General features: G+C 54.6%; 23 protein-coding genes and 1 other RNA gene. 10 read left to right on the top strand and 14 right to left on the bottom strand.

Annotation, left to right across the window (positions count from 1 at the left end):
• Positions 1–125: 125 nt before the first annotated feature.
• The 3 genes from ttrB to ttrA are packed head-to-tail and all read left to right on the top strand — an operon-like array spanning position 126 to position 4,934.
• Positions 126–854, top strand: a complete 729-nt coding sequence (gene ttrB, locus HVZ37_RS10035; protein ID WP_181628395.1) for a tetrathionate reductase subunit TtrB — start codon at positions 126–128, stop codon at positions 852–854.
• Positions 854–1,876, top strand: coding sequence for a tetrathionate reductase subunit TtrC (ttrC, locus tag HVZ37_RS10030; protein WP_142765084.1), 1,023 nt, complete (start codon positions 854–856; stop codon positions 1,874–1,876). Before ttrB ends, ttrC begins: the two co-directional genes overlap by 1 nt.
• A complete protein-coding gene (ttrA, locus tag HVZ37_RS10025) occupies positions 1,869–4,934 on the top strand; it encodes a tetrathionate reductase subunit TtrA (RefSeq protein WP_181628394.1) in 3,066 nt (1,021 codons plus the stop codon). The genes ttrC and ttrA overlap by 8 nt, the downstream gene beginning before the upstream one ends.
• A 92-nt stretch (positions 4,935–5,026) precedes the next feature.
• On the opposite strand, the gene HVZ37_RS10020 is transcribed toward ttrA, so the two are convergent.
• Genes HVZ37_RS10020 through HVZ37_RS10010 form a run of 3 tightly spaced genes read right to left on the bottom strand, consistent with a single transcriptional unit; the run spans position 5,027 to position 7,544 of the window.
• A complete protein-coding gene (locus HVZ37_RS10020) occupies positions 5,027–5,839 on the bottom strand; it encodes a MetQ/NlpA family ABC transporter substrate-binding protein (RefSeq protein ID WP_061070180.1) in 813 nt (270 codons plus the stop codon).
• Positions 5,840–5,860: 21 nt separating this feature from the next.
• A complete protein-coding gene (locus tag HVZ37_RS10015; protein ID WP_181628393.1) occupies positions 5,861–6,529 on the bottom strand; it encodes a methionine ABC transporter permease in 669 nt (222 codons plus the stop codon).
• Positions 6,522–7,544 (bottom strand): ATP-binding cassette domain-containing protein, encoded by a 1,023-nt coding sequence (locus tag HVZ37_RS10010; RefSeq protein WP_054176649.1) that lies wholly within the window; start codon positions 7,542–7,544, stop codon positions 6,522–6,524. The genes HVZ37_RS10015 and HVZ37_RS10010 overlap by 8 nt, the downstream gene beginning before the upstream one ends.
• Positions 7,545–8,067: 523 nt before the next feature.
• On the opposite strand from HVZ37_RS10010, the gene pykF reads away from it, so the two are divergent.
• Together pykF and lpp are read left to right on the top strand one after the other, a co-directional pair.
• Positions 8,068–9,480: a pyruvate kinase PykF gene (pykF, locus tag HVZ37_RS10005; RefSeq protein ID WP_043000839.1), complete on the top strand. Its 1,413-nt coding sequence runs from the start codon at positions 8,068–8,070 to the stop codon at positions 9,478–9,480.
• A gap of 308 nt (positions 9,481–9,788) precedes the next feature.
• A complete protein-coding gene (gene lpp, locus HVZ37_RS10000; protein ID WP_001082307.1) occupies positions 9,789–10,025 on the top strand; it encodes a murein lipoprotein Lpp in 237 nt (78 codons plus the stop codon).
• 76 nt (positions 10,026–10,101) lie between these two features.
• On the opposite strand, the gene HVZ37_RS09995 is transcribed toward lpp, so the two are convergent.
• The 8 genes from HVZ37_RS09995 to HVZ37_RS09960 all read right to left on the bottom strand — a co-directional run bounded on the left by HVZ37_RS09995 (position 10,102) and on the right by HVZ37_RS09960 (position 18,056).
• A complete protein-coding gene (locus HVZ37_RS09995; RefSeq protein WP_043000840.1) occupies positions 10,102–11,097 on the bottom strand; it encodes a L,D-transpeptidase family protein in 996 nt (331 codons plus the stop codon).
• Between the two features lie 97 nt (positions 11,098–11,194).
• A complete protein-coding gene (sufE, locus tag HVZ37_RS09990; protein WP_181628392.1) occupies positions 11,195–11,611 on the bottom strand; it encodes a cysteine desulfuration protein SufE in 417 nt (138 codons plus the stop codon).
• 12 nt (positions 11,612–11,623) lie between these two features.
• Positions 11,624–12,844, bottom strand: coding sequence for a cysteine desulfurase SufS (gene sufS, locus HVZ37_RS09985; RefSeq protein WP_181628391.1), 1,221 nt, complete (start codon positions 12,842–12,844; stop codon positions 11,624–11,626).
• Positions 12,841–14,112 (bottom strand): Fe-S cluster assembly protein SufD, encoded by a 1,272-nt coding sequence (gene sufD / locus HVZ37_RS09980; RefSeq protein ID WP_130097612.1) that lies wholly within the window; start codon positions 14,110–14,112, stop codon positions 12,841–12,843. Before sufD ends, sufS begins: the two co-directional genes overlap by 4 nt.
• Positions 14,087–14,833, bottom strand: coding sequence for a Fe-S cluster assembly ATPase SufC (sufC, locus tag HVZ37_RS09975; protein WP_043000844.1), 747 nt, complete (start codon positions 14,831–14,833; stop codon positions 14,087–14,089). Before sufC ends, sufD begins: the two co-directional genes overlap by 26 nt.
• A 9-nt stretch (positions 14,834–14,842) precedes the next feature.
• Positions 14,843–16,330: a Fe-S cluster assembly protein SufB gene (gene sufB / locus HVZ37_RS09970; RefSeq protein WP_044254746.1), complete on the bottom strand. Its 1,488-nt coding sequence runs from the start codon at positions 16,328–16,330 to the stop codon at positions 14,843–14,845.
• A gap of 8 nt (positions 16,331–16,338) precedes the next feature.
• Complete coding sequence (sufA, locus tag HVZ37_RS09965; RefSeq protein ID WP_043000846.1) at positions 16,339–16,707, bottom strand: Fe-S cluster assembly scaffold SufA; 369 nt, start codon at positions 16,705–16,707, stop codon at positions 16,339–16,341.
• A gap of 473 nt (positions 16,708–17,180) precedes the next feature.
• On the bottom strand, positions 17,181–18,056 hold the full coding sequence (locus tag HVZ37_RS09960) for a LysR family transcriptional regulator (protein WP_181628475.1): 876 nt from the start codon (positions 18,054–18,056) through the stop codon (positions 17,181–17,183).
• 123 nt (positions 18,057–18,179) lie between these two features.
• On the opposite strand from HVZ37_RS09960, the gene HVZ37_RS09955 reads away from it, so the two are divergent.
• Positions 18,180–19,031, top strand: coding sequence for a Vmh family MBL fold metallo-hydrolase (locus HVZ37_RS09955; RefSeq protein ID WP_099434098.1), 852 nt, complete (start codon positions 18,180–18,182; stop codon positions 19,029–19,031).
• Between the two features lie 68 nt (positions 19,032–19,099).
• On the opposite strand, the gene HVZ37_RS09950 is transcribed toward HVZ37_RS09955, so the two are convergent.
• From HVZ37_RS09950 to HVZ37_RS09940, 3 genes are all read right to left on the bottom strand, one after another.
• A complete protein-coding gene (locus tag HVZ37_RS09950; RefSeq protein WP_042282711.1) occupies positions 19,100–19,288 on the bottom strand; it encodes a YdiH family protein in 189 nt (62 codons plus the stop codon).
• 99 nt (positions 19,289–19,387) lie between these two features.
• Positions 19,388–19,798 carry a 1,4-dihydroxy-2-naphthoyl-CoA hydrolase gene (gene menI, locus HVZ37_RS09945; RefSeq protein ID WP_043000849.1) on the bottom strand — a complete coding sequence of 137 codons (411 nt, stop codon included), beginning with the start codon at positions 19,796–19,798 and terminating at the stop codon, positions 19,388–19,390.
• A complete protein-coding gene (locus HVZ37_RS09940; protein ID WP_181628390.1) occupies positions 19,795–22,851 on the bottom strand; it encodes an FAD-binding and (Fe-S)-binding domain-containing protein in 3,057 nt (1,018 codons plus the stop codon). Before HVZ37_RS09940 ends, menI begins: the two co-directional genes overlap by 4 nt.
• Before the next feature lie 206 nt (positions 22,852–23,057).
• Here HVZ37_RS09940 and ydiK point away from each other — a divergent pair, with 206 nt between their 5' ends.
• The 4 genes from ydiK to HVZ37_RS09920 all read left to right on the top strand — a co-directional run bounded on the left by ydiK (position 23,058) and on the right by HVZ37_RS09920 (position 26,368).
• Complete coding sequence (gene ydiK / locus HVZ37_RS09935) at positions 23,058–24,170, top strand: AI-2E family transporter YdiK (protein WP_043000851.1); 1,113 nt, start codon at positions 23,058–23,060, stop codon at positions 24,168–24,170.
• A 186-nt stretch (positions 24,171–24,356) separates the two neighbouring features.
• Positions 24,357–24,464: antisense sRNA RprA (gene rprA / locus HVZ37_RS09930), an RNA gene on the top strand.
• Between the two features lie 194 nt (positions 24,465–24,658).
• Positions 24,659–25,015, top strand: coding sequence for a YdiL family protein (locus HVZ37_RS09925; protein WP_156595503.1), 357 nt, complete (start codon positions 24,659–24,661; stop codon positions 25,013–25,015).
• A 129-nt stretch (positions 25,016–25,144) separates the two neighbouring features.
• Positions 25,145–26,368 carry an MFS transporter gene (locus HVZ37_RS09920; RefSeq protein ID WP_181628389.1) on the top strand — a complete coding sequence of 408 codons (1,224 nt, stop codon included), beginning with the start codon at positions 25,145–25,147 and terminating at the stop codon, positions 26,366–26,368.
• Positions 26,369–26,471 lie beyond the last annotated feature (103 nt).

Genomic DNA, 26,471 nt, shown 5'->3' with positions numbered 1-26,471 from the left:
GTTAACCACAATAGAGCTGCCCCCGCCACGATTTTTACACTGTAAATCATCGACATTCTTTATTCATCACACGCAACCCAACGGCGTGACAAATGTTTCGTTGTTGCCTTGAGACGGGAGAAAAAATGGACAGCAGTAAACGGCAGTTTCTCCAGCAACTGGGCGTCCTGACCGCAGGCGCGTCGCTGGTTCCACTGGCGCAGGCGAAATTTTCTTTTTCACCTGAACGCCACGGCGGTTCCACACAGCAGCGTTACGCGATGCTTGTCGATCTGCGCCGCTGCATCGGCTGTCAGGCCTGCACCGTCAGTTGTGCGATTGAAAACCAGACGCCGCAGGGCGAGTTCCGTACCCATGTGAATCAGTATCAGGTCCAGGTGGCGGATGAGGTGACCAATGTGCTGTTACCGCGTCTGTGCAACCACTGCGACAATCCGCCCTGCGTACCGGTTTGTCCGGTGCAGGCCACCTTTCAACGCGAAGACGGCATCGTCGTGGTCGATAACACCCGCTGCGTCGGTTGTGCCTACTGTGTGCAGGCGTGTCCTTATGACGCCCGTTTTATCAATCATGAAACGCAGACCGCCGATAAATGCACGTTTTGCGTCCATCGTTTAGAGGCCGGACTTCTCCCCGCCTGCGTGGAGTCCTGTGTTGGCGGCGCGCGCATCATCGGCAATATCCGCGATCCGCAAAGCCGTATTTCGCAATTAATCCGCACCCATCATGACACCATCAAGGTGTTGAAACCGGAAAACAACACCGTGCCCCATGTCTTCTATCTGGGACTGGATGAGGCGTTTGTCTCCCCGTTGATGGGCCGCGCACAACCCGCACTCTGGCAGGAGGTCTGATAATGTCACCCTTAATCATTGAAGAGGTGCTGACCCGTCCACAGGCGGTGAGTTGGCTTCCCTGGGCAGTACAGTATTTCTTTTTCATCGGTATTGCCGCCTGCGGGGCGCTGTCTGGTGCCGTCCTGCACTGGCGGAAAAAGGATAATCCCGCCCTGGAAAACCTGACGCTGCTGATTACGCTAACCTGCGCAATCACCGCACCGCTGGCGCTAACCGCCGATCTCCACCAGACAGCCCGTGTCTGGCATTTCTATGCGTACCTTACGCCGTGGTCATGGATGCCGTGGGGTGCCCTGTTTTTGCCGCTGTTTACCGCGTTCCTCGGACTCTGGTTTCTGGCGCAGGTTTACAGGCAACTCACTGGTAAAAGTTACGTTGTCACAAAATGGTTCGCGTGTGCCAGCGCGCTGACCGCGATAGGGTTGTTGCTCTATACCGGGCGGGAAGTCTCTGTGGTGCAGGCTCGCCCCGTCTGGTTCAGTTATGCCTTTGTGCTGGTGATGTTCCTGAGTGCGCTACAAACCTTTTTAGCGTTGTTAATCGTCGGGCTGCGCGATGATTTTCCAACGCAAAAGCGCCTCGCGCTCGGACAACTGCTGACACTGCTCGCCCTTGCAGCCGTCATTATTTTCTGGGTCTGCGGCGATACGCTTTCCGGTATGGCCATCCGCCAGTGGCTGGCAATCTCCGCATCGGCACGCCATTACGCCTCAGGCTGGCTGGCATTCTGGCTGATCTCATTGCTGTTTAGCGTTATCGCCCTGCGTCGTCCGCTGTCATTGCCTCTGCGTAGCCTGCTGGCGTTGAGCGCGATGGCGCTATGCTGGCTCATGCGCTGGACGCTGCTGATTCAGGGGCAGACGCTGCCGAAATTCAACGCCCAGTTCAACCCATACGCCCTGCCCGCCGGAACCGACGGTTGGCTTGCCATCCTCGGCACCTTCGGCCTGTGGATAGCGCTGCTTATTATTATTCGCGAAAGCGTGAACGGACTCGCAAGGAGACTGCAACATGGCTAATTTAACCCGTCGTCAGTGGCTCAAAGTCGGCCTGGCCGTCGGCGGTATGGCGACATTCGCCCTCAGCTATCGTGACGTCGCGAAGCGTGCCATTGACGGCTTGATCAACGGCACCTCGGGTAAAATCACCCGCGACCACATCACCGGTAACGTGCTGATCCCGGAAGCCAACGCGCACCCGCGCTGGCAGCAGAATACGCAGCAAACCATCGCCATGACCCAATGTTTCGGTTGCTGGACACAGTGCGGCGTCAGGGTACGCGTTGATCAACAAACCAACCGGGTGCTACGTATTGCCGGCAACCCGTATCATCCGCTTTCTCATGAGCATCATATTGACGCGTCAGTGCCATTCAGCACGGCGATGGCGCAACTGGCAGGCGAGAACGGTCTTGATGCTCGCTCGACGGCCTGCGCCAGGGGCGCGACGCAACTGGAAGGCCTGTACAGCCCGTTGCGTATTCTTGAGCCGATGAAACGCGTCGGTAAACGCGGCGAAGGTAAATGGCAGCGCATCAGCTTTGAACAATTGATCAATGAAGTGGTGGAAGGCGGCGACCTGTTTGGCGAGGGTCACGTTGACGGCCTGCGCGCCATTTATGCCCCGTCGACCCCCATTGATCCGCAACATCCGGGGTTTGGTCCTAAATCCAACCAGCTTCTGGTCACCAATACCAGCGACGATGGGCGAGATACATTTTTACGCCGCTTTGCTCTCAACAGTTTCGGTAGCAAGAACTTTGGCGCGCATGGCTCCTATTGTGGACTGGCCTATCGCGCAGGTTCCGGCGCGCTGATGGGCGATCTCGATAAAAACACCCACGTAAAGCCCGACTGGGATAACGTCGAGTTCGCGCTGTTTATGGGCACCTCGCCCGCACAGTCGGGCAACCCGTTTAAACGCCAGGCCAGACAGCTTTCCAGCGCACGCCTGCGCGATGATTTCAGCTATGTGGTCGTCGCCCCGGCGCTGCCGTTAACCACCGTGTTAGCTGACGATCACGGTCACTGGTTACCCGTGATCCCCGGCAGCGACTCTGCGCTGGCGATGGCAATGATCCGCTGGATTATCGAAAACCAACGCTACAACGCCGATTATCTGGCGCTGCCCGGCGCAAAGGCCATGCAACACGCTGACGAGAAGAGCTGGACCAACGCCACGCATCTGGTGATCGCCGACGATCTTCCCGGACTGGCGGGACAGCACTTAACGCGTCGCCATCTGGACCCTTCCGCGGCCAATGATCCACTGGTTGTTAATGAACACAACGAGCTGGTCCCCGCCAGTGATTGTCTGCACGCCACGCTGTTTGCCACGCGCCAGGTCACGCTCGCCGACGGACGTAGCGTGACGGTGAAAAGCAGCTTCCAGTGTCTGAAAGAATCGGCGGAAAAAATGACGCTCACGCAGTACAGCCAACAGTGCGGTGTGGCTGAGGACAACATCATCGCGCTGGCGGATGCCTTTACCCGTCACGGACGTAAAGCGGCGGTCGTCACCCACGGCGGCATGATGGCAGGAAATGGTTTCTATAATGCGTGGGCGGTGATGATGCTGAACGCGCTGATCGGCAACCTCAGTCTGGAAGGCGGCGTCTTTGTCGGCGGCGGAAAATTCAACGGCGCAACGGACGGCCCACGCTACAACATGGCGAGTTTTCAAGGAAAGGTGAAGCCTAAAGGGCTGAGCATCGCGCGAAGCAAAACGGCGTATGAATCTTCTGAAGAGTACCGTGACAAGGTCGCCGCCGGGCGTTCCCCCTTCCCGGCTAAAGCACCGTGGTATCCGTTTGTCGCCGGTCAACTGACTGAGTTGCTGAGTTCCGCGCTGGAGGGGTATCCGTACCCGCTGAAAGCGTGGATCTCCAACATGACCAATCCCTTGTATGGCATACCCGGTTTGCGCGCGGTGGCTGAAGAAAAGCTGAAAGATCCGGCACGGTTGCCGCTGTTTATTGCCATCGACGCGTATATGAACGAAACAACAGCCCTTGCGGATTACATCGTACCGGACACGCATAATTTCGAAAGCTGGGGATTCAGCGCGCCGTGGGCTGGCGTCGCCAGTAAAGCCACCACCGCTCGCTGGCCGATTGTTACCGCTGCCACCGCCACAACCGCCGACGGTCAGCCGGTTTCGATGGAGGCATTCTGCATCGCGGTGGCAAAGCAACTGCATCTGCCGGGGTTTGGCGACAATGCGATATCCGACAGCGCAGGGAACCATTATCCGCTCAATCGTGCCGAAGACTACTATCTGCGCGTTGCCGCCAATATCGCGTTTATGGGGAAGGCCCCGGTCGCCGAAGCGGTAACGGAAGATATTGAACTCACAGGCGTCCGCCGCATTATGCCCGTCATTGAGCAGACGCTAAAGACAGAAGAAGTGCGTCGGGTGGCGTTTATCTACTCACGCGGCGGGCGTTTCGCACCGGACAAGAGCGGACGGGCAGAAAACCGGGTCGGCAACGCGTGGGAAAAACCGCTGCAAATCTGGAACGCTGAGGTTGCTGCTCATCGTCATGCTATCACTGGCGAGCGCTACAGCGGCTGTCCGGCGTGGTATCCGGCAAGACTCTCTGACGGACGTTCGGTGGACGACCTGTTCCCGCTGGCACAGTGGCCGCTCAAACTTATCTCGTTTAAGTCCAATACCATGGCCAGTGCGTCTGCGGTAATCCCACGTTTGCACCACGTTAAGCCGGTCAATCTGGTGGCGTTGAACCCGCAGGACGGTCAGCGTTTCGGGCTTTCCCATGGCGACACGGTGCGGATCACCACACCGGGTGGACAGGTTGAGGCGCAAATTAGTTTGCTGCACGGCGTAATGCCTGGAGTCATCGCGATCGAGCACGGCTATGGGCATCGGGAGATGGGCGGTGCGCAACACACGCTGGACGGTGAACCGCTGCCGTTTGATGCGAAAGTGAAATCGGGGATTAACCTGAATGACCTGGGATTTGCCGATCCGACGCGAAAAATCAGTAACACCTGGCTGGACTGGGTGTCCGGCGCCGCGGTCCGTCAGGGGCTGCCAGCAAGAATTGAGCGGGTCTGACACTTGCACGGATGGCAATGCTCGCGCGTTTTACCCGGCCTACAGGACAACGTAGGCCGGGTAAGGCGAAGCCGTCTCCCGGCAAAAACGGATCAGTTATTCACCGGAATGACCGCGCCTTTGTATTTGGCGCGGATCCACTCCTGAATCTCTTTTGAGTGCAGGACGTCAACCAGTGCGACGATATCCTTTTTCTTCTCGTCGCCACGATGCACAGTAATGATGTTGGCATACGGGTTGTTCTCACCGCTTTCCACCGCGATCGGGTCGTGGACCGGATCCAGACCAGCGTCGATAGCGTAGTTGGCGTTAATCACCACCGCATCACCTTCATCGTTGTTGTACATTTGCGGCAACAGCGCGGCTTCCACGTTAGGCAGGAACTTCAGCTTCTTCGGGTTATCCACGATGTCGCTGATGCGTGCGGTCACTTTGTCCACGCCCGGCTTCAGTTTGATTACGCCTTCTTTCTCGAAGATAGACAGAATACGCCCCTCTTCCGACACCGCATCACGCATGATGATTTTGCCGCCTTCCGGCAGATCCTTCAGTGATTTAACTTTTTTCGAATAGATGCCGATAGGCTCAATGTGGATGGCGCCCGCACTGACAAAATCGTAGGTCTTATCCCCGGCATGGTCTTTCAGCACGCTGTTCAGATAGGGAATATGCTGGAAGTAGTTGGCATCAATCTCACGGCCCGCCAGCGCGGTGTTCGGCAGGATGTAGTCCTGGAACGGTTTAATCTCCAGATCGATCCCCTGTTTCGCCAGGATCGGTTTGGCCTGTTCGAGGATTTCGGCATGCGGTACGTTAGACGCGCCCACGGTCAACGTGTCCGCCCAGGAGGCGAAGCTCAGGGCACTTAAGGTGGCTGCGGCGAGAAGTGTCAGTGATTTTTTCATGATAATGGTTTCCGTATTTTATTAGCGTTTATCTAACAGAGAAGTGATCACATCGCCGCAGAACTGGATAATGAAGACGATAACCAGAATGGTCACTGTCGCCACCAGCGTGACGTCGTTGTGGTTGCGCTGGAATCCTTCCAGATAAGCCAGATTCCCTAAACCACCTGCCCCGATCACCCCAGCCATCGCGCTGTAACTGACCAGCGCAATCAGCGTCACGGTGATACCGGACACCAGAGCGGGTGACGATTCAGGTAACAAAACCCGAAAAATTAAGGTGCCAAGACGAGCGCCCATTGAACGTGTGGCTTCAATGACGCCCTTATCCACTTCGCGCAGGGCGATCTCAACCAGGCGCGCGTAGAATGGCGCGGCACCGACAATCAGCGCCGGTAAGGCGGCATTCGCGCCAAGAATGGTGCCGACAATCGCTTTGGTAAACGGGATCAGTAAGACGATCAAAATAATGAACGGGATCGAGCGGAAAATATTCACCACCAGCGAAATGCCGCTGTACAGCGCACGGTTCTGGAACAGCCCGCCGCGTGCGGTAAGAAACAGCGCCAGTCCGAGGACGATACCGAGAACAAAGGTCGCAATCCCGGAGAGCGCGGTCATGTACAGCGTCTCCTGAGTAGCGGCAAACAATTGATCCCATTTCAGATGGGGAAACAGACTCTCAGCCATGTTGAATCACCTCACCGTCAATGCCGCTTTTTTGCAGGTCGTCCAGAATGTTATTGAGTTGCTCTTCCGACGCCACCACGTGCAGCCACAGCTGGCCGAACACGCCATGCGCCGTCTGGGTCATTTTGCCGTGCAGGATATTGAATGGCAGACCGTAGCGCAGGGTCAGTTCGCCAACGATCGGCTGATGCGTGCTGTGCCCGGTAAAGGTTAATTTAATTACCGTGCCGCCCAGTTCGCTCGCCAGTTGCGGGTTAAAGGCTTCTTCATCAGCATACTGTCCCACCTGGCGGACAAACTGCCGGGTAATCGGCTGTTGCGGATGCGTGAAGACGCTCAAGACGTCGCCCTCTTCCACCACCTGACCGTTCTCCATCACTGCCACACGATCGCAGATTTTGCGCACCACGTGCATTTCATGGGTGATCAACACAATCGTCAGTTGGAAGCGGCGGTTGATATCAAGTAGCAGATCAAGAATTTGATCGGTTGTTTGCGGGTCCAGCGCCGACGTGGCTTCATCGCACAGCAATACATCCGGGCTGTTGGCCAGCGCGCGTGCAATCCCCACGCGCTGCTTTTGCCCGCCGCTCAGCTGTGACGGAAAGGCATTTTCGCGCCCCGTCAATCCTACCAGTTCAATCAGTTCCGCCACGCGAGCCTGAATTTTTGCTTTTGGCGCACCGGCGATTTGCATTGAAAAGGCGATGTTGTCGCGCACGGTGCGCGACCACAGCAGATTAAAATGCTGGAAGACCATGCTGATTTTCAGGCGCGCCTGGCGCAGCGATTCGCCGCGAGCGGCAGTAATATCATGACCGTTGATGGTCACGCTGCCCGTGGTTGGTTTTTCCAGCCCGTTGAGCAGACGAATCAGGGTGCTTTTGCCGGCACCGCTGTAGCCAATAATTCCGTAAATCTGTCCCTGCTCCACGGTCAAATTGACATTATCAACTGCAGTAATGGATAGCCGGCCTGGCGTGAACACTTTCGAAATATTTTTCAGGACAATCATGTCGTTTGGGTATCCGCGGCTGCTTATTGTTATCCTGCCAGCGCTTTCAGCTATTTAGCAGTATGGATGTCCAAACGAGTGTAATCAGGGTAATTTAGATTTGAAATGATTTAAAAGTCATTTGTTATAACTTGAAGGAATAAGCTGGGTTGCGCAACACAGCCTGGTTTTTGCGTTTGCGCAATTGGCAGACACGACTTGTTTAATAACAATTTGTTGTGTAACTGCCTGGATGTATTCTGAAACACCGTTTCCATTTTCCTTTTGTGTCTGTTTCAGCGTATAATACGTGACAATTGTCACTTGAATGGTTTCAGCACATTGACCTGTCATACTCAGAGACTACAAAACGTCCCTTTTTGTCGGGCTGAACGACGAGCACACATTCCTCTGCACGCTCTATCGATGTCACCTATCCTTAGTGCGAGGCATCACAACTTTCGTAATACAGGTTTAGCTTCCAGTCAGTGCGTTCCGGAAGCCGGCTTTCCATATCCTTCTCAACTTAAAGACTAAGACTGTCATGAAAAAGACGAAAATTGTTTGCACCATCGGTCCAAAAACCGAATCTGAAGAGATGTTAACCAAAATGCTGGACGCGGGCATGAACGTCATGCGTCTGAACTTCTCTCACGGTGACTATGCAGAACACGGTCAGCGTATCCAGAACCTGCGCAACGTGATGAGCAAAACCGGCAAGAAAGCGGCCATCCTGCTCGACACGAAAGGTCCGGAAATCCGTACCATCAAGCTGGAAGGCGGTAACGACGTTTCCCTGAAAGCGGGCCAGACCTTTACCTTCACCACCGATAAATCCGTGGTGGGGAATAACGAAATCGTTGCCGTGACCTACGAAGGTTTCACCTCCGATCTGTCCGTGGGTAATACCGTACTGGTCGACGATGGTCTGATCGGTATGGAAGTCACCGCGATCGAAGGCAACAAAGTCATCTGTAAAGTGCTGAACAACGGCGACCTCGGCGAAAACAAAGGCGTTAACCTGCCAGGCGTTTCTATCGCCCTGCCGGCGCTGGCAGAAAAAGACAAACAGGACCTGATCTTTGGTTGCGAACAAGGCGTTGACTTTGTTGCGGCCTCTTTTATCCGTAAGCGTTCTGACGTGGTTGAAATCCGTGAGCACCTGAAAGCGCACGGCGGCGAGAAGATCCAGATCATCTCCAAAATTGAAAACCAGGAAGGCCTGAACAACTTCGACGAAATCCTCGAAGCGTCTGACGGTATCATGGTTGCCCGTGGCGACCTGGGCGTTGAAATCCCGGTTGAAGAAGTGATCTTCGCGCAGAAGATGATGATCGAAAAATGTATCCGTGCGCGTAAAGTGGTTATCACTGCGACCCAGATGCTGGATTCCATGATCAAAAACCCGCGTCCGACTCGCGCTGAAGCGGGCGACGTGGCGAACGCCATCCTCGACGGCACCGATGCGGTGATGCTGTCAGGCGAATCCGCAAAAGGTAAATACCCGCTGGAAGCGGTCACCATCATGGCGACTATCTGTGAGCGTACCGACCGTGTGATGACCAGCCGTCTGGACTTCAACAATGACAGCCGCAAATTGCGCATCACTGAAGCCGTCTGCCGTGGCGCGGTGGAAACCGCGGAAAAACTGGAAGCACCGCTGATCGTGGTGGCCACTCAGGGCGGTAAATCCGCTCGCGCAGTGCGTAAATACTTCCCGGACGCCACCATTCTGGCGCTGACCACCAACGAAGTCACAGCCCGTCAGCTGGTGCTGAGCAAAGGCGTTGTGGCGCATCTGGTGAAAGAAATCGCGTCTACTGATGATTTCTACCGTCTGGGTAAAGAGGTTGCTCAGCAGAGCGGTCTGGCTCAGAAAGGTGACGTAGTGGTGATGGTTTCTGGTGCTCTGGTACCGAGCGGCACGACTAACACAGCATCTGTTCACGTACTGTAATAATTCTCGAGTGAATTAATTCGATTAAAAAGCGCCCTCGCGGCGCTTTTTTTATTTTTCCAATAGCCACTATTAATAAAAAAGCAAATCGGATTGAGCTATCTAATTACAGATTATCTAAGACGAATCCGATGGAAGCAGCCTGTTTTCACACGGTTTTTTAGCCGTTTTTGCGCATTTCGATGCTTCTTTGAGCGAACGATCAAAAATAAGCGTCTTCTCATCAAAAAAATATTCTCAACATAAAAAAGTTTGTGTAATACTTGTAACGCTACATGGAGATTAACTCAATCTAGAGGGTATTAATAATGAATCGTACTAAACTGGTACTGGGCGCGGTAATCCTGGGTTCTACTCTGCTGGCTGGTTGCTCCAGCAACGCTAAAATCGATCAGCTGTCTTCTGACGTTCAGACTCTGAACGCTAAAGTTGACCAGCTGAGCAACGACGTGAACGCAATGCGTTCCGACGTTCAGGCTGCTAAAGACGACGCAGCTCGCGCTAACCAGCGTCTGGACAACCAGGCTACTAAATACCGTAAGTAATAGTACCTGTGTAATAGAAATGGCGCACATTGTGCGCCATTTTTTTGTCTCGCGTTCTTCCTTCCCGCTACTCTCACTACTGCGTCTGCGTCTCTTCCTGTACTGATCCATTTTGCGCTGACTGAACAGCAGGTGTAGCTTCAACCGTTGGCGTTTGCCCGGCAGAGACCGCCACCGGATAACCCGCGCGACGATACAACGCTTTATCCACCAGAGCGTCATCCACCTCTTTCGTCGCCTTAAACTGGCTGAACCCGGCAGGCAGCACATACGGCATCGTCTGTACGTTTTGTTCTTCTTCCGGCGACAGTGGTCGGTGGACCTCAACGTAGCGCAGTCCGCTCGGCTCCACAGAATATTTCACCGGTTCATTAATCACTCTCACCGGCGTTCCCGTGCGAACCTGGGAGAACAGCGCTTTGATGTCCGGGGCATTCATCCGGATACAGCCGGAACTGACGCGCAGACCCACGCTGTCTGGTTGACTGGTGCCATGAATGAGATACTCTCCATTACCGTGCGCCAGACGAAGTGCAAAGAGCCCCAGCGGGTTATTCGGCCCGGCGGGGACCACCGGCGGCAACGTAATGCCTCGCTCCAGAGAGCGCTTACGGATGCCTGCCGTTGGCGTCCAGGTCGGATTCGGGATTTTCTGCCCAACGCGGGTTTCCATCACCGGCGTTTCCAGTCCCTGTAAACCAATACCGATCGGATAGACCTGGACGATATTTTCGCCCGGCGGATAGTAGTACAGCCGCAGTTCAGCCAGATTAACGATGATGCCTTCTCGGGGCGCATCGGGCAGCAATAGTTGTGACGGGATCGTTACCAGGGTGCCCGGCTTTGGCACAGGCGCAATGGTATTATTTGCCTCCAGAATAAGCATCGCGGCAGTATCAAAACGACGGGCAATCGCCTGCAGGTTTTTATCGCCTTCCTGCACCGTATACGTTTGATTCTGTCCAACAAGGCGACTGCCTGCTGGCGGTAAGGGGTAATCCACCGCCCAGGCAGCCTGTATGGCGCTGTAAGCGCCGATAAGCATTAGAGTAATAAGAGACGCGCGTTTCATACCCAACCTCCTGTATTCACTGGCATGGCCAGAATGCTGATAATCCTGTAAGACAGCCGGCTGCCTTACCTGACAGGATGAAAGCTGTCTATTGAGTTTAGCTAAGCGTTGCTGCTTTGGTACGGATCGCGCGAATCATCGCTTCCAGACCCTGCGACCGAGACGGTGTGAGATGCTGCGCGAGCGCCATCTGTTCAAACCACGGCCGCACATCAAAATTCACGATATCCTGAGCCGTCATCTGGTGATACAGAATGAAGACGACCGCAATCAGCCCTTTCACAATGGCAGCATCACTGTCGCCCTGCAGTTCAATAACGCCTTGCGCATTCTGGCGCATCACTATCCAGACCTGACTCTGACATCCCTGAATCGTATTTTCAGGACAACGGTCCGCTGCGGATATTTCCGGCAATCGCTGTCCCAGGTCAATGATGTACAGATACTTCTCTTCCCAATTAGCGCAACGCTGAAAATTACGCAACAATTTTTCTCTATCCGGCAGCGCAGCCATAGTGCCTCCCTGTTACCCCAGTAAGCGATGAATTCGTTGCAAGCCTGTCACCAGGCGATCCACTTCTTCATGGGTGTTATACATTGCCAGCGACGCCCGGCACATCGCCGGCACCTGATAAAAAGCCATCAGCGGCATCGCGCAATGGTGTCCGGTCCGCACGGCGATCCCGTAATTGTCGAGAAAACTGCCGACGTCATAGGCGTGATGTTTGCCGAGATTAAAGGCAATCACGCCCAGACGGTCAGTGGGGCCGTACAGCGTGAGATCCGGCACCGCCTTCAGTTGCTCCAGTGCATAGTGCATCAGGTTCTGTTCGTATTCGTTAATCGCCTCCAGTCCCAGCGCTGAAACATACTCCAGCGCGGCGCCAAAGCCGATAATCCCGCCGGTATTCGGCGTCCCCGCTTCGAAGCGCCACGGCGCTTTCGTCCAGGTCGTCCCCTGCGTCAGGCTGACGGTGGCGATCATCGACCCGCCCCCTTCCCAGGGCGGCATCTGTTGCAACAGCGCCTCTTTGACATAGAGCACACCAATACCGGTCGGGCCATACAGCTTGTGACCCGAGAAGACGTAAAAATCGCAGTCCAGCGCCTGAACGTCTACCGGGTGGTGCATCACCGCCTGCGCACCGTCCACCAGCACCTTCGCGCCATGCTGATGCGCCAGCGCGATCATTTCGGCGACAGGATTTTCCGTACCCAGCACATTAGAGACGTGCGTTATCGCCAGCAGCCGGGTTTTCTCATCAAACAGGGTGGGTAGGATCTCCTGTTGCAGTGTACCGTCGGCGTTCAGCGGGATCACCCGCAGCTCAGCGCCCACCCGCGCGCACAGCATCTGCCACGGCACAATGTTGGCATGGTGCTCCATCTCACTGATGATGATGTTATCGCCCGCGTGGACGTTCTCTGGCCCCCAACTGTTGGCGACCAGGTTAATGCCTTCCGTTGTACCGCGCACAAACACCAACTCTTCCGCAGAGCGTGCGTTAATAAACAGCGATGCCAGCTTGCGCACGTTCTCCATTTTTTCGGTGGCCTGAGCGCTGAGGGTGTGGATCCCCCGGTGCACCGCCGCATAACCGTGACGATAAAACCCAGCTTCCGCGTCAATCACCTGCGCCGGTTTTTGCGCGCTGGCGGCGCTGTCGAGATACGCCAGCGGCAGACCATTCACTCCGCGCGTGAGGACTGGAAAATCCGCACGTACTGTGTCGATGGGAAATGTCATGCTACGCCTCCCGGCAGACGTTGGCCGATCCGCGCCAGCACCTGTTGTTTCAATGCCTCGTCGCTCAGCGCTTCCGTCAGTTCTGCGGCAAAGGCATAAAGAATCATCTGTTGCGCATCCCGTTTAGCAATCCCGCGCGAGCGCAGGTAGAACATCTGCTCATCGTCAATACGCCCTACCGTCGCCCCGTGACTACACTTCACGTCATCGGCGTAAATTTCCAGCTGCGGTTTGGTATCCACTTCTGCAAGCTTGCCGAGCAGCAGATTATTGTTCGTCATCTGCCCGTCCGTTTTGATCGCGTGTTGGGCAACGTTAATCAGCCCGTTAAATACCGCCCGCCCCTTATCGCTGACGATGGTTTTATGCAACTGACGACTGTTGCAATAGCCTTTGTTGTGCTCAAGCCATGTGCGGGTATCGCAGACCTCATTTTTCACCGGCATCGCCAGGCTGTTGATCCTGAGGGTCGTATTCTCGCCGTTCAGTTGTGTGCTGGTGTTGTGACGCAACACCGCATCGCCGAGCAGAAAGCTGTGGCTGTGCGCCGACGCGTCTGCCGCCAGCAAGATGTCGTTATGGGCGAAGTGATGGCTGAGCGGGTTTTCAAATACCAGCTTTATGTGATGCAGGTGCGCGTTTGCCGCCACGTTCATGGTCAGGCGCGCGCCGGTGAAATGTCGGGCATCATTCAGACTGACGTAATGCTCGATAATCGTCGCCTCCGCCCCTTCCGCCAGCTCAAGATGGTGACGATAGTGCGCCGTGTTCACCTCTTCTGCGGATACGCCCTGGGTGATGTGCATCAACAGCAGCGGTTTTGCCGGGCGCTGGTTACGCTTAACGCGAATATGGGTCACGCTACGCGCCAGGCTTTCGGTGAGATGCAAAAACACTTCCGGTTGTACCGCGACCGGCAGGGTCTGGCGCTCGTCGTTGATCGCCACCTCAAAACCGCTGTTCTCCCAACTGTCGCTGAGCGTCGGGTTGAACTGCCCGTCGACAAACACCAGTCGCAATGCCTCCACGTTAAGCGCTAACGCATCGCGCTGCGCCGGGGAAACATCGGCATAACGACTGACGAACAAGCTGTTGCTGAGTCCTTCCAGCGGTGTGTATTTCCAGTTCTCATGTTTGCGCGTTGGCAGCCCCAGACGCAGAACCTGCTGGAGATGCTGTTGTGCCTGTTCAGAACGCGTCTCACCCTGAGCTTCAAACAGGTGATGCCATTGTTGCAGCGCATTACTGCTGTTCGGTAAGCCAGCCATATCCCTGCTCCTCCAGTTGTTTGACCAGCGTGAAATCGCCAGACTTCACAATCCGTCCCTGATACAGGACGTGGACAAAATCCGGCTTGATATAGTCAAGGATGCGCTGATAGTGGGTGACAATAATGAACGAGCGCTTACCGTCACGCAGTGAGTTGACCCCATCGGCAACCACTTTCAGGGCATCAATATCCAGCCCGGAGTCCGATTCATCGAGAATGCACAGTTCCGGCTCAAGCACCGCCATTTGCAGAATGTCATTCCGCTTCTTCTCGCCGCCGGAAAAACCGACGTTTACCGAGCGAGTTAGCAGATCTTCCGGCATCTTCAGCAGCGCGATTTTCTCTTCCATCAGATCCTGAAAATCGAAGCGATCAAGCGATTCCTGGCCGCGATACGTACGCACCGCATTGAGCGCTGTTTGCAGGAAAAACTGATTGCTGACGCCGGGGATTTCCACCGGATACTGGAAGGCCATAAAGATACCTTCGCCTGCTCTTTCTTCCGGCGCCAGGTCGAGCAGGTCTTTGCCTTTAAACATCACCGACCCGCCGGTGACCTCGTAATCTTCACGCCCTGCCAGCGTCGCAGAAAGCGTACTTTTCCCGGAGCCGTTCGGTCCCATAATGGCATGCACTTCCCCCGGACGAACCTCAAGGTTCAACCCACGCAGGATGGCTTTTTCTTCCACACTGACCTGTAAATCTTTAATCGTTAACATGTTTCTTCCTTAACCGACGCTGTGTTCAAGGCTAATGGCTAAAAGTTTTTGTGCTTCGACGGCAAACTCCAGCGGCAACTCGGAGAACACGTCTTTACAGAACCCGTTGACGATCATTGAGATCGCATCTTCTTCGCTGATACCGCGCTGCAGACAATAGAACAGCTGATCTTCACCAATCCGTGAGGTGGTCGCTTCGTGCTCCAACTGCGCGCTGTTGTTGCGGCATTCAACATACGGGAAGGTATGCGCTCCGCAGTCGGCGCCAATCAGCATCGAGTCGCACTGGGTAAAGTTACGGGCATTGGTGGCGGTCGGCATAATTTTGACCAGTCCGCGGTAGCTGTTCTGGCTGTGTCCGGCGGAAATCCCCTTCGAAATAATGGTCGAGCGGGTGTTCTTGCCGATGTGGATCATCTTGGTACCGGTGTCCGCCTGCTGATGACCGCTGGTTAACGCCACCGAATAAAATTCGCCGATCGAGTTGTCGCCGCGCAGAATACAGCTGGGGTATTTCCAGGTGATGGCTGACCCCGTTTCCGACTGGGTCCAGGACATTTTGCTGTTCTCGCCCTCACACAACGCGCGTTTGGTGACGAAGTTCAGAATGCCGCCGGTGTTGTTATCGCCAGGGAACCAGTTCTGGACGGTGGAGTATTTCACCTCGGCGTCTTTGTGGATGATGACCTCCACGACCGCCGCGTGCAGCTGATAGCTGTCGCGCACTGGTGCGGAACAGCCTTCGATATAGCTTACATAGCTGCCTTCATCCGCTACCAGGATCGTGCGTTCAAACTGCCCGGTCTTTTCGGCGTTAATGCGAAAATAGGTTGAAAGCTCCATCGGGCAGCGCACGCCTTTCGGCACATAGATAAAAGTGCCATCAGAGGCGACTGCGGCATTCAACGCGGCGAAGAAGTTATCGTTGCCGGGCACGACGGTGCCAAGATACTGTTTCACCAGTTCGGGATGATCGTGTATCGCCTCACCAAAGGAGCAGAAAATGATCCCCTGCTCCGCCAGTTTTTCACGATAAGTGGTGGCAACGGAGACGGAGTCAAAAATGGCATCCACCGCGACTTCACGGCCTTCGCGTACCGGTACGCCAAGTTGTTCAAACGCAGCCTCAACTTCTTTGCTGAGAAAGGCGTTTGCCCCGGTTTGCTGGACCGCCCCCGGCTCAGAGGCGCAGGTCTCATCGCAATTCCCGCACGACGGCGCGGAATAGTAGCTGTAATCCTGATAATTCAGTTTCTCGTAGTGCGCCTTCAGCCAGTGCGGCTCCGGCATGTCGACCCACGCTCTGTACGCATTCAGGCGAAACTCCAGCATCCACTCCGGTTCATTACGTTTGGCCGAAATGGCGCGCACCACCTCTTCGTTGATCCCTTTCGCCAGCTCGTCTGTTTGCAGTTGGGTAAAGAAACCCTCTTTATAATTCAGGGGGCCGCCGGTCCAGGTTTTGACATCGTCAGTTGCTTCAGTATTACGAGACATAGTACCGCCTATACCCCAAAGCTTTCGCCACAGCCGCATTCGTTCTGGGCTTTCGGGTTATGAAATTTGAATAACTGGTTTAATCCTTCACGGACGTAATCCACTTCCGTGCCGTCGATAAACGGCATCGCCTGTAACGGGACATAGAGCTTCGCGCCTTCAACCTCAAACAGCAGATCGTCTTTTTCCGGATCGCTGACGGTATCCAGCACATAGCCAAAACCCGCGCATCCCGTCTGTTTAACGCCCAGGCGCACGCCCAGCATGCCCGGCTGCTTTGCGACCAGTTCGCGAATATGGGCCGCTGCCGCCGGGGTTAGCGTCAATCCGCGCCAGGCAAAATCGTCCGGATTAAATGTTCCTGAATGCAATTCCATAGGGTTACCTCGCATAGTGAGCCATCAGGCTATAACACCATGTTAGTGATAACGATTCTCACTTCAACCCCTCAACAGCAAGGGCATTACGGTGTTTCACCTGTTTTGACCGCTTTTATTAAGCATAGACCCTGCCACGTGGGTTAAAAGGAATGGATGAATTTGTTCAATGTACTGATTAATAATGACTTTATCGTCTGTCATCGACCGGACTGGTCAAAACAGTAAAGATGTATAGAAAATGACTATTTCAGGAATAGGAATGACGTGAGAAGCGTGAAAGCACAGAAAAACAAAACCCTTAAGGTTGTCAGTAACAGCCCTAAGGGTTCCGGCCCCATCCGGCGCTTATCTCCGGCACTCATGATGGCTTAGCTCTTGAAGGGGCGATAAGAATAGTCTCATATCGGCAAAGGTCATTTTTAACACAAATTGCTATCTGCTGTTTTATACGTCAGATCAATTCATGGATTTTACGGCATGGCGGTCTGGATCGCCTCCAGAAACAACCGAAGCCCGGCGGGCTGATGTTCACGGGAAAGATACAGGCCGTACACGGCAAGGCGTCGGGGTTGCAAGGTTGGTAGCAGGCGAACCAGTCGTCCCTGAGCCAGTCCGTCACGCGCTTCCTTTTCCGGCACCAGCGCTATCCCCATGCCTGCCAGCGCGGATTCACAAAGTAAAGACGAGATCCCGGCACTCAAATTCCCCTTGATCGCCACCGAGACCGCCTCGCCCTGCTCGTTGAGAAAGTGCCACGTTTTTCCTGCAAACCCACTGTAATACAGACAGTTATGCTGAGTGAGATCCTCCAGCGTCTGTGGGGTGCCGTGCTGACGCAAATACGCCTCTGATGCGCAGAGAACCGATTCGCAATCGCCAAGCCGGCGGGCAATCGCGCCAGGCTCCGGGTTATCGGTAATGCGAATTGCGACATCAATACGTTCACCGACCAGACTGACTGGCTGATTGTTTATCTCAACTTCAATGCGCAGTTCGGGATAACGCGCTAAAAATCCCGGCAGCATCGGGGCGAGAATATGCATTGCCGTAAAGTGCGCGCAGGCGACGCGTAGCGTTCCGCTGGGAATATCTGCCGCCGACGCCGCGCTAATCGCTTGTGAGAGCTGTGCCAGCGTTCGCGTCTTCACCAGCGCCTCCTCCCCGGCGGGGGTAATTGTCAGCCTGCGCGAGGTGCGATGAATCAGCCGCGCCCCGGCCCATTTCTCCATCTCATCAAGATAGCGGCTCACCATCGGCCGGGAGAGACCCAGTGCCCGCGCCGCCGCACTCAGACTGCCTAAATCGCAGATATGATTGAATACCGTCGCCGCCATCACTCTGTCCATCGCCACCCATCCGATCGTTTTATGAAACTCAGCATGTTCTGATACGGGAATTCTAACAGATCTCAATTCCCTTAAAATACAGGCCACACACAAGACCATTTCATCTGCATAAGGCTATTCCTCATGAAAAGTAAACTGCTGGCCCTGCTGTTGCCTGCTGTCGCCTCCCCCCTGTTTGCCGCGCCGCTGCAACTTGACGTCTATAACCCGCAGGAGAACGCCATTTTCCCTGTCTCCTCAACGTTAGTATCCGGTCCGACGGAAGCGATATTGTTTGATGCGCAGTTCAGCACTAAAGACGGTGAAAAGCTGGTGGAGATGATTAAATCCCGTGGCAAGACGCTGAAAACCATCGTGATTACCTCCGGCGATCCGGATTTCTATTTCGGCCTGCAGCCGATTGTGAAAGCCTTTCCTGACGCGAAGGTACTGGCCACGCCACAGGTTGTTGAGCATATTCGCGCCACCAAAGAGGCTAAGTTGCAGTACTGGGGACCTCAGATGAAAGAGGGTGCGCCAACGGCGCTGACCGTCCCGCAGGCAACCACAGAAACGCGTTTTCGCATCGATGGTGAAACGCTGGAACTGCGTCATCCCAGTGATTACGCGGCCTATGTTTGGGTGCCAGCGAACCGGACCATTCTCGGCGGCACGGGCGTGGCGTCAGGCATTCACGTCTGGACCGCTGACACCCAGACACCAGCGCAACGCGCATCATGGCGTCATGTTCTGACTGAAATGGATAGTCTAAAGCCTGCACAGGTTATTCCGGGTCATTACCTTGGTGAGCGCCCTGAAGGCGATCGGGCCATCCGCTTCACGCAGGATTATCTGCAATCGTTCGAACAGGCGCTGGCGGCGAAGCAAGGTTCGCCCTGGGTCATTAAAACGATGAAAGCGGCGTGGCCGGGACTGGCAGAGGAAAGTTCGCTGGAATTGAGCGCGAAAGTGAATTCTGGCGAGATGGCGTGGTAATACCGCCAGTGAGGAACAAAAAAACCCGACGCGCATGTCGGGTTCTTTTTACGTTAACGATCGCTGAATCAATGAACGCCAAGGCGCCAGGCAAAGTAGATCTCTTCTTTTAATTCAGTGGAAGAGAGCGTCAGTAAATCGGCAAATTCCAGCTCAAGTTGTTTCAGTCTTTTGAGATACTGGGCTGGAGAAAGCTCTGTTTTATCACGACGTAAAAACTCAATTGCCAGTTGGGCCGGGTCTAGTTGGCTAGTCATATCATCCTCGCTTATGGTCAAAACCTGCACAGTATATCACCTTTCGCTGTGCAGATTATGACCAAAAGCAATACTGATCACACTTTTTTTGTGACAACGTCACACAACTGCCGTGGTCAGCCGCGAAGTACAGCACAGTCGCTGCTGCTCATCATAGATGTCAATCTGCCAGACCTGATGACGGGCGCCGGTATGAATCGCCTTACAGATCCCCTTCACGCGCCCTTCCCGCGCTGAGCGAACATGGTTAGCGTTAACTTCCAGCCCCACCACTTTCTGCTCGCCCTGGGTGCACAGATAACCGGCAACCGAGCCGATGCTTTCTGCCAGCACGACAGAAGCGCCGCCGTGCAGCAGACCGAACGGCTGCTTCGTGCGTCCGTCGACGGGCATTGACGCTTCAAGCGTATCGTCGCCGATATGCTCAAAGCGAATATCCAGCAGGCCGACCATATTGCCTTCACCCATCGCATTGAGGGCGTCGAGGGTCACTTCACGTTTCCAGATCATCCAATAATCTCCAGTAATGCCTGTACAGGATGACGCACGCCCGTGCCTTCAACCCGTTTCACCTGGCTGCGACAGGAATATCCCGTTGCAAGGCAACGGCTACGCGGTAGCCGTTCCATCGCCTGATGCCATGACAGTTCATAAATGCCCAGCGAACTCGCATGGTTCTTCGCCTCATGACCGTAAGTACCAGCCATGCCGCAACAGCCCACGCTCACGTTTTCCAGCTTCGCGCCAACGCGGGCAAAGATCGACGCCCATTGCGCGGGCGCGCCGGGCAGCGCGGTCACTTCGGTACAATGGCCAAAGAAATACCAGGATTCGCCGCTAACCTCGCGCGGTTCCTGCGAAGCCAGCGCGGTTGCCAGCCACTCATTGGCGAGCTGGACGTGGAAATCACCGCGCGCGTCACCTAACGCCAGCTTGTACTCATCGCGATAACAGAGCACCAGCGCCGGATCAACACCGACCATCGGCATCCCCAGTTTTGCCACGCGGTTCAAAAACTCAGAGGTTTTTTTGGCGGTCTTCGCAAAGCGGGTCAGGAATCCTTTAATGTGCTGCGCTTTACCGTTTGGCGAGAACGGCAACAGAACCGGCTGCATCCCCAGCTTCTCAATCAAACGGACGAAATCAGCCACCACCTGCGCATCGTAATAGCTGGTGAACGGGTCCTGCACCACCAGCACCGTATTGGCTTTCTGCGCAGCCGACAGCGCTTCAAGCTGTTCCAGCGTCATATTCGCCGATCGATGCCCGACCATCTGTTGTTGCAGCGACGGCGTCGAGAGCAATGGCAGATCGACCATGCCGATATGCTTTGCGGACAGCTTGCGCACCAGCGGCTGATTAATAAAGAAGTTAAAGGTTTTCGGCGCCCGGGCCATCAACGGCGCATAGGTTTCAACCGTCGCCACCAGATAGTCACGCAGCGGACGCAGGTAGCGGGTATGGTAAAGTTGCAGGAAACGCGAACGGAATTCCGGCACATCGATTTTGATCGGACACTGCGTCGAGCACGCCTTACAGGCCAGACAGCCGGACATCGCCTCTTTTACTTCATGCGAGAAATCATACTCGCCCTTGTTGGCGTGCCAGGTGTTACGAGTACGCGCGATCAGAGAACGCAGGCTGGGTCGTTTACTTGCCAGCGCATTTTCCAGTCGCACCGGATCGACACCGCGATCCGCCAACAAACGTAACCATTCGCGCACCAGCGTCGCACGCCCTTTGGGTGAGTGGATACGATTGAGGCTGATTTTCATCGATGGGCACATCGGGCTCTTCGCATCGAAATTAAAGCACAAACCGTTGCCGTTACATTCCAGCGCGCCGCGCCAGGTCTGGCGCACGGCCAGCGGAATTTGCCGGTCCCAGGTGCCGCGTTTAACCGCGTCGACTTTCATCATCGGTGCGTCGATGCCTTCAGGCGGACATATTTTCCCCGGATTCAGCCGGTTTTGCGGATCGAACGCCGCTTTAATCTTCCGCAGTTCCGCGAAAAGTTCATCACCGAAAAACGCCGGGCTGTACTCAGCGCGGAAACCTTTGCCGTGTTCCCCCCACAGCAGACCGCCATATTTTGCCGTCAGCGCCACCACTTCATCGGAGATTTGCTTCATCAGCACCTCCTGCTGTGGATCGCACATATCCAGCGCAGGACGCACATGCAGCACCCCGGCGTCAACGTGACCGAACATGCCGTAGCTCAGACCGTGACCATCAAGCAGTGCGCGGAACTCCGCGATGTAATCAGCAAGATGTTCCGGCGGTACGCAGGTGTCCTCGGCAAAGGGAATCGGTTTTGCCGCCCCTTTCGCATTACCCAGCAGGCCCACCGCTTTTTTACGCATGGCATAGATACGCTCAACGCCCGCCAGTTCAGTGCATAGCTGCCAGCCAATCACGCCAGCCTCTTCACGGGCAATCAGTTCATCAAGCCGCTCGCACAGGGAAGCCACCTGCGCGTCGATAACCGTTTCATCATCCCCGGCGAATTCGACAATGTTCAGGCCGAGCATTTCTTTGTCCGGGACATCGGTAATCAATTCGCTCACTGAATGCCAGACGATGTCTTCACGCGCCAGGTTCAGCACTTTTGAATCAACCGTCTCCACCGACAGCGCGCGCGCGTCCACCATAAACGGCGCATTGCGCAGCGCGGAGTCAAAAGAGTCGTATTTCACGTTCACCAGTCGACGCACTTTCGGCAGCGGCGTAATGTCCAGTCGCGCTTCCGTAATGAACGCCAGCGTCCCTTCCGAGCCGGTGAGAATTCGGGTCAGATCGAATTCGCTCATGTCATCGTTAAACACGTGACGCAAATCGTAGCCCGTCAGGAAGCGGTTCAGTTTGGGAAATTTATCAATAATTAACTGACGGTTATCGCGGCAGCGTTCAAACACAGTGCGATAGATACGGCCAATCGTGGTGTTGCTCTGACCGAGCGTTTGCGCCAGTGCGATCGGCAGCGGCTGAGTGTCGAGAATATCGCCGCCCAGCAGCACGGCCCGCACCCCCAGCACGTGATCGGATGTCTTCCCGTAGACCAGAGAACCCTGTCCGGAGGCGTCGGTATTAATCATCCCACCCAGCGTTGCCCGGTTACTGGTGGACAATTCCGGGGCGAAAAAATAGCCGTATGGCTTCAGAAACTGGTTCAGTTGATCCTTGATCACCCCCGCTTCCACCCGCACCCAGCCCTCTTCCGGGTTGATTTCGATGATGCGGCTCATATAGCGGGACATATCGACAATGATGCCCTGATTGAGCGCCTGTCCGTTCGTGCCGGTACCGCCGCCGCGCGGTGTGAAAATCAGCGAGGCAAAGCGTGGCAGCGCCGCCAGGCGGGCAATGAGCGCCACATCAGCCGTTGAACGAGGGAAAACCACGGCATCGGGGAGAAGTTGATAGATACTATTATCTGTCGACATTGTCAGACGATCGGCATAACTGGTTGCCGTATCGCCGGTAAATCCTTGTTGCTCCAGCTCTTGCAAAAAATTGAGCACCAGCTGAACGACGCCGGGTGCCTGAGAAATTTGTGGAATCATTATCGTGACCCTTTCCTGCGGTCTGTGTGTTGTGGGAGTTAATCGTTTGCTTATTGTTGTATCACATTTTTTTCTAATACACCCAACAGAAATACTGGCAGAATCCGCCTGTCAAAAACCGCTGAAATTGCTCATCATTATGAGACGTGTTTCGAGCGGTCGCGTCGCGTCAACGATCTGACGCACTACATAGGTGAAAAGAGTTTATGGTCAATATTCGTCAGCCCAGGGATATCGCACAAGTGCTGCTGTCGGTGCTGTTTTTAGCCATCATGATTGTGGCGTGTCTCTGGATTGTTCAACCTTTTATTCTGGGCTTTGCCTGGGCCGGGACGATCGTCATTGCGACCTGGCCCGTTCTACTGCGCCTGCAAAAATTACTCTGGGGCCGCCGTTCGCTGGCGGTTCTGGTGATGACACTTTTATTAGTACTGCTGTTTGTGATCCCGATTGCCCTGCTGGTCAACAGTATCGTTGACGGCAGCGGACCGCTGATCCACGCCGTCACGAGCGGGGATATGACGTTGCCGGACCTGGCCTGGTTGAACAGCATTCCGCTGGTTGGCGCCAAACTGTATGCCGGCTGGCATAACCTGCTGGATATGGGCGGTACGGCGATTATGGCGAAGGTTCGCCCGTACATCGGTACCACAACAACCTGGTTTGTCGGTCAGGCCGCTCACATCGGTCGTTTTATGATGCACTGCAGCCTGATGCTGTTATTCAGCGCCCTGCTGTACTGGCGTGGAGAGACGGTGGCGTTGGGTATTCGTCATTTTGCCTACCGTCTGGCGGCAAAACGCGGAGACGCAGCGATGCTGCTGGCCGCCCAGGCGATCCGCGCGGTGGCGCTGGGCGTGGTTGTCACTGCCCTGGTGCAGGCGGTGCTGGGCGGCATCGGTCTGGCCGTGTCCGGCGTACCCTATGCCACACTGCTCTCCGTGGTGATGATCCTCTCCTGTCTGGTTCAACTGGGGCCGTTACCGGTATTGATTCCGGCCATTATCTGGCTTTACTGGAGCGGCGATACGACCTGGGGCAGCGTGCTGCTGGCCTGGAGTTGCGTGGTGGGCACACTGGATAACGTCATTCGCCCGATGCTGATTCGTATGGGCGCGGACTTGCCGCTGATCCTGATCCTCTCCGGCGTCATTGGCGGCCTGATTGCGTTTGGCATGATTGGGCTGTTTATCGGTCCGGTACTGCTGGCCGTTTCATGGCGACTGTTCTCGGCCTGGGTTAACGAAGCGCCTGTGCCGACCAGCGAACCTGAAGAGATCCTCGAAGAACTGGGTGAAATCGAAAACCTTAAAAAATAGCACGATAGCAGGCGACTGCGGTCGCCTGAATGTTTAGCACAGCTAATCAATAGTGTAGCGCGATGCCTCTGTCTTTCCTGTTCCCGCTTCGTTGTCCCTGATTTGTATCGCAAATTCTTTACAGTCTTTAAACTATTGAGACGAATCTGATCGACGCTAAAACACCCCATACCCTATTATTAGCTCACGGTTATAGATCAAGACATTGATTTATAAGTATGGAAATCCCCTGAGTGAAACAACGAATTGCTGTGTGTAGTCTTTGCCCATCTCCCACGATGGGCTTTTTTTTATCCTGACATGGCGGCTGTCTCACCGCAAAATAATCCTTCCCTCTGCCTTTATCCCTCTTTTTTTCAGGGGAATTCCCCTTTTCACATGCCGATAACAAATAATATTGCACAAGATACTGCGACTCTCTTCACGCCGAAATCAACCTGATAATGTTATTTATGCTTTACTGTTTTTTAATATGAGGTCATTCAATGATGAACGCTTATGAGCTACAGGCATTACGTCATGTTTTTGCAATGACCATTGATGAGTGCGTATCGTGGATTGCGCCAGATTATAATGCCGCCGACTGGCAGCGGTGGGAAAATGGCGAATGTGAACTCCCTCCCGCCATTGTTGAAACGCTGCTGGAAATGCGTAGAAAAAGAAAATTACGTATTAATGCTATTATAGAGAAGATAAACAATCGCATTGGTAATAATACCATGCGTTTCTTTTCTGATTTAACCGATTTTCAGTCGGTCTATCGTGATGGCAGTTTTCTTGACTGGAAGATTTATCAATCCGTTGCTGCCGAACTCTATGCCCACGACCTGGAACGATTGTGTTAGACCACATATTTCCTGCCACTGGCGATTCATACTAAGAAACTTCAAATATAGAGACTCATTGTACTTTTAAGGCACGGGTATTTACCCCGTACCAGGGAAAATCATTAGCCATTTCGCTGAGCAGGCATCATGAAAAATCACTATTTCCCCACTGCGATGGGGCTATATCTCAATTACCTGGTGCACGGTATGGGAGTCATCCTGATGAGTCTCAACATGGCATCGCTCGAACAACAGTGGCAGACCAATGCCGCTGGGGTGTCAGTCGTGATCTCCTCATTAGGCATCGGGCGCTTAAGCGTGCTGTTTTGCGCCGGATTATTATCCGATCGGTTTGGCCGCCGCCCCTTCATCATTCTGGGGATGCTTTGTTATGTGACGTTCTTTTTCGGTATTCTGACGACCCATAATATCATCATCGCTTATGCGTTCGGCGTCCTCGCGGGCATGGCGAACAGTTTCCTGGACGCCGGGACCTATCCCAGCCTGATGGAGGCCTTTCCCTCTTCGCCGAGCACCGCCAACATTCTGATTAAGGCGTTTGTCTCCGGCGGACAGTTTTTACTGCCCATCATCATCAGTCTGCTCGTCTGGGCAGAACTGTGGTTTGGCTGGTCATTTATCGTTGCCGCCGCCATCATGCTGGTTAACGGTCTGTTTTTACTGCGCTGCGCCTTTCCACCGCATCCTGGACGCCGCCTCGCGCCGGTCACACCGACACACGAACCGCACCAGCGCCCGGCTGAAAGACATCGCTGCGCATTTATCGACCTTGCCAGCTATACCCTGTACGGCTACATCTCAATGGCGACGTTTTATCTCATCAGCCAGTGGCTGGCGCAGTATGGTCAGTTTGTCGCCGGGATGTCGTATACCCTGTCGATCAAACTGCTGAGTATCTACACCTGCGGTTCGCTGCTTTGCGTTTTGATTACCGCCCCGCTGGTGCGCAAAACGGTGCGTTCAACCACCTTGCTGATGCTGTACACTTTTGTTTCGTTTGTCGCGCTATTGACGGTGTGCCTGCATCCCACGATGTATGTCGTGATCGTCTTTGCCTTTGTGATCGGCTTTTCATCAGCCGGGGGCGTAGTGCAAATCGGTCTGACCCTGATGGCCGCCCGCTTTCCGCATGCCAAAGGGAAAGCCACCGGCATTTATTACAGTGCGGGCAGCATTGCTACCTTTACGATCCCGCTGGTCACGGCCCATCTCTCACAAAGGAGCATCGCCGATATTATGTGGTTCGATACCGGTATTGCCGCCGTGGGGTTCTTGTTGGCGCTATTTATTGGCTATCGCAGCCGTCTCGAAACGAAACGTCAATTGATGATGTCACCGGTGGCGCAATAAGGCTGAATCCGCCGAATGCAATATTCTTATCACTGACTGCAATATAGTTTGTATAACACCGTTATTAACAATAAAACGTCGCAGGATACGTGGGTTTTCACAC

It is taken from the genome of Citrobacter sp. RHB35-C17 (assembly GCF_013816795.1).
Taxonomy (GTDB): Bacteria; Pseudomonadota; Gammaproteobacteria; order Enterobacterales; family Enterobacteriaceae; genus Citrobacter_A; species Citrobacter_A amalonaticus.
Note: the sequence above shows the minus strand (reverse complement) of the source record. Positions and strands in the feature narration are given on the sequence as shown.